At 54.1% G+C, this 4,020-nt stretch carries 3 protein-coding genes and 2 pseudogenes; 1 reads left to right on the top strand and 4 read right to left on the bottom strand.

Features of this window, described 5'->3' with window-relative positions; translation table 11 throughout:
• The 3 genes and pseudogenes from ACJBF3_RS25835 to tet(A) form a co-directional block, all read right to left on the bottom strand.
• Positions 1–119 (bottom strand): annotated as a pseudogene (locus ACJBF3_RS25835) (IS6 family transposase); the annotation flags it as partial.
• Positions 120–155: 36 nt separating this feature from the next.
• Positions 156–659: a shikimate dehydrogenase gene (locus tag ACJBF3_RS25830; RefSeq protein WP_013851371.1), complete on the bottom strand. Its 504-nt coding sequence runs from the start codon at positions 657–659 to the stop codon at positions 156–158.
• 514 nt (positions 660–1,173) lie between these two features.
• Positions 1,174–2,373: a tetracycline efflux MFS transporter Tet(A) gene (gene tet(A), locus ACJBF3_RS25825; RefSeq protein ID WP_031942321.1), complete on the bottom strand. Its 1,200-nt coding sequence runs from the start codon at positions 2,371–2,373 to the stop codon at positions 1,174–1,176.
• Between the two features lie 127 nt (positions 2,374–2,500).
• Here tet(A) and tetR point away from each other — a divergent pair, with 127 nt between their 5' ends.
• Entirely contained in the window at positions 2,501–3,142 is a 642-nt protein-coding gene (gene tetR / locus ACJBF3_RS25820) for a tetracycline resistance transcriptional repressor TetR (protein WP_013851373.1), read from the top strand.
• A gap of 363 nt (positions 3,143–3,505) precedes the next feature.
• Here the strand turns inward: tetR and ACJBF3_RS25815 are convergent.
• Positions 3,506–3,709, bottom strand: a pseudogene (locus ACJBF3_RS25815) (DDE-type integrase/transposase/recombinase); the annotation flags it as partial.
• Between the last annotated feature and the right edge of the window lie 311 nt (positions 3,710–4,020).

The following is a 4,020-nucleotide window of genomic DNA, read 5'->3' as shown; positions in this document are numbered from 1 at the left end:
ACTCCGCGTTCAGCCAGCATCTCCTGCAGCTCACGGTAACTGATGCCGTATTTGCAGTACCAGCGTACGGCCCACAGAATGATGTCACGCTGAAAATGCCGGCCTTTGAATGGGTTCATGTACAGCTCCATCAGCAAAAGGGGATGATAAGTTTATCACCACCGACTATTTGCAACAGTGCCAATTAATTCTCCAACCTGTTTGGCGGCCATAGCATAAGCAATAGCTGAGCCAGCACCGCCTGTTCCAGCTAGATAGACTCTTTTACCTGTCACATCGAAGCCTCTTTTCAAAAGGCTCGATACGAAACCTTCACCATCGAGCATATCCCCATGTAGTTGGCCCTGAGCATTCCTCCTGATGACGTTGCATCCTCCGATTGCCATAGCAGATTCACTGGCTGAATCAATTAATGAAAGCGCATGTTGTTTGTGAGGCATCGTTATAATGGCACCACGAAAATTCTGAATACATTTCAGACCATTGACAGCGGTTTGCAGACCTACAGAGTTTATATGGAGAGGGACCATCAAAGTGTCGGGGATTTGTTTTTCAAGGATGGCGGCATTTATCATGAGTGGAGCGCTGACCTGAGCGATCGGGTCACCTATGATCGACAACAGTTGCAATTTACCACTAACAATACTGAGTTCATTCATCACTGATACCCGTATGTAAAATAAATTAACCAGACTATTTTACATAGGATTACATGAAAGACTGGTTTAATGGCAAGTAGAAATGCTGTATCAGCCACCTCAACAGGGGAAGACACATCTACATACAGTGATTGAAGGTTACGCCTTCAAATGCTCATATGTCAATAACGTAATTAGAGAATTTGTAGAAACCTACATGTCAGGCTTATTGCGAGATATAATAGATTTAAATTGTACTTTTAATACCTGATACAACGATAAATCTCCAAAATTTGGTGTAAATAATTATCTCATCTGTATTTTTTAGTGGAACATTCGTATTGTCCTGTCCCCCGTTGACTACACATTCTGAAGTGAGGGATGTCTGTTCTTAGAACGAAGCGGACAAGATGGCTGGGTTAGAGGTCCGCTGTGAGCGAAAAGCAGTCCTAATATTGCTGTACTTGTTGTGATTGAAAGACGGGTAGCCGGAAGTCGCCTTGACCCGCATGGCATAGGCCTATCGTTCCCACGATCAGCGATCGGCTCGTTGCCCTACGCCGCTCCAAAACCCGCGACGCAGCGCCGGCAGGCAGAGCAAGTAGAGGGCGGCACCTGCAATCCATGCCCACCCGTTCCACGTTGTTATAGAGGCCGCATAGATCGCCGTGAAGAGGAGGGGCCCGACGATCGAGGTCAGGCTGGTGAGCGCCGCAAGAGATCCTTGAAGCTGCCCCTGACGTTCCTCATCTACCTGCCTGGACAACACTGCTTGCAGCGCCGGCATTCCGATGCCACCCGAAGCAAGCAGGACCATAATCGGGAACGCCATCCATCCCCTTGTCGCCAAGGCAAGCAGGATGTAGCCTGCGCCGTCGGCAATCATTCCGAGCATGAGTGCCCGCCTTTCGCCGAGCCTGGTGGTTACAGGGCCGGTGATCATTGCCTGGGCGAGTGAATGTAGAATACCAAATGCGGCAAGCGAAATGCCGATCAAGCTCGTGTCCCAATGAAAGCGATCCTCGCCGAAGATGACCCAAAGCGTGGCCGGCGCCTGTCCGACGAGTTGCATGATGAAGAAGACAGCCATCAGGGCGGCGATGACGGTCATGCCCCGGACCCACCGGAACGAAGCGAGCGGGTTGAGAGCCTCCCGGCGTAATGGTCGACGTTCGCCTTTGTGCGACTCCGGCAAAAGGAAAATGCCCATCAGGAAATTGAGGCCATTCAAGGCTGCTGCGGCGAAGAACGGAGCATGGGGGGAGAAACTGCTCATCAGCCCACCGAGCACAGGTCCCGCGACCATCCCGAACCCGAAACAGGCGCTCATGAAGCCGAAGTACCGCGCGCGCTCATCCCCATCTGTGATATCGGCAATATAGGCGCCGGCTACCGCACCAGTCGCCCCGGTGATGCCGGCCACGATGCGCCCGATATAGAGAACCCAAAGGAAAGGCGCCGTCGCCATGATGGCGTAGTCGATAGCGGCGCCGGACAGCGAGACGAGCAAGACCGGCCGCCGGCCGAAACGATCCGATAGCGCACCCAGCACAGGCGCGCAGGCAAATTGCATCAACGCATACAGCGCCAGCAAAATGCCATAGTGGGCGGTGACGTCGTTCGAGTGAACCAGATCTCGCAGGAGGCCCGGCAGCACCGGCATAATCAGGCCGATGCCGACAGCGTCGAGCGCGACAGTGCACAGTATTACGATCAGGGGTCTGTTGGGTTTCACGTCTGGCCTCCGGACCAGCCTCCGCTGGCCTCCGGACCAGCCTCCGCTGGTCCGATAGAACTCACGGATCCTTTATCACTGATAAGTTGGTGGACATATTATGTTTATCAGTGATAAAGTGTCAAGCATGATAAAGTTGCAGCCTAATACAGTTATCCGTGTCGCCCTGGACCTGTTGAATGAGGTCGGCGTAGAGGCTCTGACGACACGCAAACTGGCTAAACGGTTGGGGGTTCAGCAGCCGGCGTTATACTGGCACTTCAGGAACAAACGGGCGCTGCTCGACGCACTGGCCGAAGCCATGCTGGCGGAGAATCATACGCATTCGGTGCCGAGAGTCGACGACGACTGGCGCTCATTTCTGATCGGGAATGCCCGCAGCTTCAGGCAGGCGCTGCTCGCTTATCGCGATGGCGCGCGTATCCATGCTGGCACGAGACCGGGCGCACCGCAGATGGAAGTGGTCGACGCGCAGCTTCGCTTCCTCTGCGAGGCGGGTTTTTCGGCTTGGGACGCCGTCAATGCGCTGATGACAATCAGCTACTTCACTGTTGGGGCCGTGCTTGAGGAGCAGGCCGGCGACAGCGATGCCGGTGAGCGCGGCGGCACCATTGAACAGGCTCCGTTGTTGCGGGCCGTGATAGACACCTTCGACGAAGCCGGTCCGGACGCAGTGTTCGAGCTGGGGCTCGCGGTGATTGTCGATGGATTGGCGAAAAGGAGGCTCGTTGCGAGGAACATTCAAGGGCCGAGAAAGGGTGACGATTGATCAGGACCGCTGTCGGAGCGCAACCCGCTCACTACAGCAGAGCCATATAGACAACATCCCCTCCCCCTTTCCACCGCCTCGTGCGCCTGGCGGGCAAGAGCCAGGGCGGCCGTCTTCACATTCTGCCCTGCGCAGATAAGATAGATTTAGCGTGGACTCAAGGCTCTCGCGAATGGCTCGCGTTGGAGGCTTTCATTGATACTTGTGGGGCACCGCAGGGAAATACCGGCTATGTCGTGCTGCGCATCGCAGCCTGCGCCCTTGACTTGTCTCGCCTCTCGGGACTCACCCCTTGATACTGAACAATATCGCCAGCAGCTTCAGTCCTGTCCCGATAACCACCCCGTGGTATCCACTCCGATTTCAGACTGCGGAACAGTCATTCTGCAAAGCATTATCCCAGCAGTTCCCGCTGCGGCTCATGCTGAGCATCATTCCATATTGAGCGGCCAGAATCCGGTACGGCAGGCTGCAATATTGGGTTCCCTGGTCCGAATGGAAAATTATACCTCCCGGGCAACCTCGGCCCTGCCAAGCCATTGCCAGCGCTTGTTTTTGCAAGCAGGCTGTTTGCTTCTGACGAGAACGCCCAGACCACTAATTTATCTGTATATATTCAAGTTTCATCTTGTTTCCCCATGTAAGTATCCCTGCAAAACGAACCATTCACTTTTAGAGATCCTCCGACATACTAATTATGTCCTCTGAGGAGATCTCCATGCGTAAAGTCCGATTCACCGAGCTGCAGACATTCGGCCGGCACTGTTGCAAATAGTCGGTGGTGATAAACTTATCATCCCCTTTTGCTGATGGAGCTGCACATGAACCCATTCAAAGGCCGGCATTTTCAGCGTGACATCATTCTGTGGGCCGTACGC

This window comes from Enterobacter sp. PP-008-ECC_S150, assembly GCF_045257065.1.
GTDB lineage: Bacteria > Pseudomonadota > Gammaproteobacteria > Enterobacterales > Enterobacteriaceae > Enterobacter > Enterobacter chengduensis.
The sequence above is the reverse complement of the archived record's forward strand: the minus strand, read 5'-3'. Positions and strand labels throughout refer to the sequence as shown.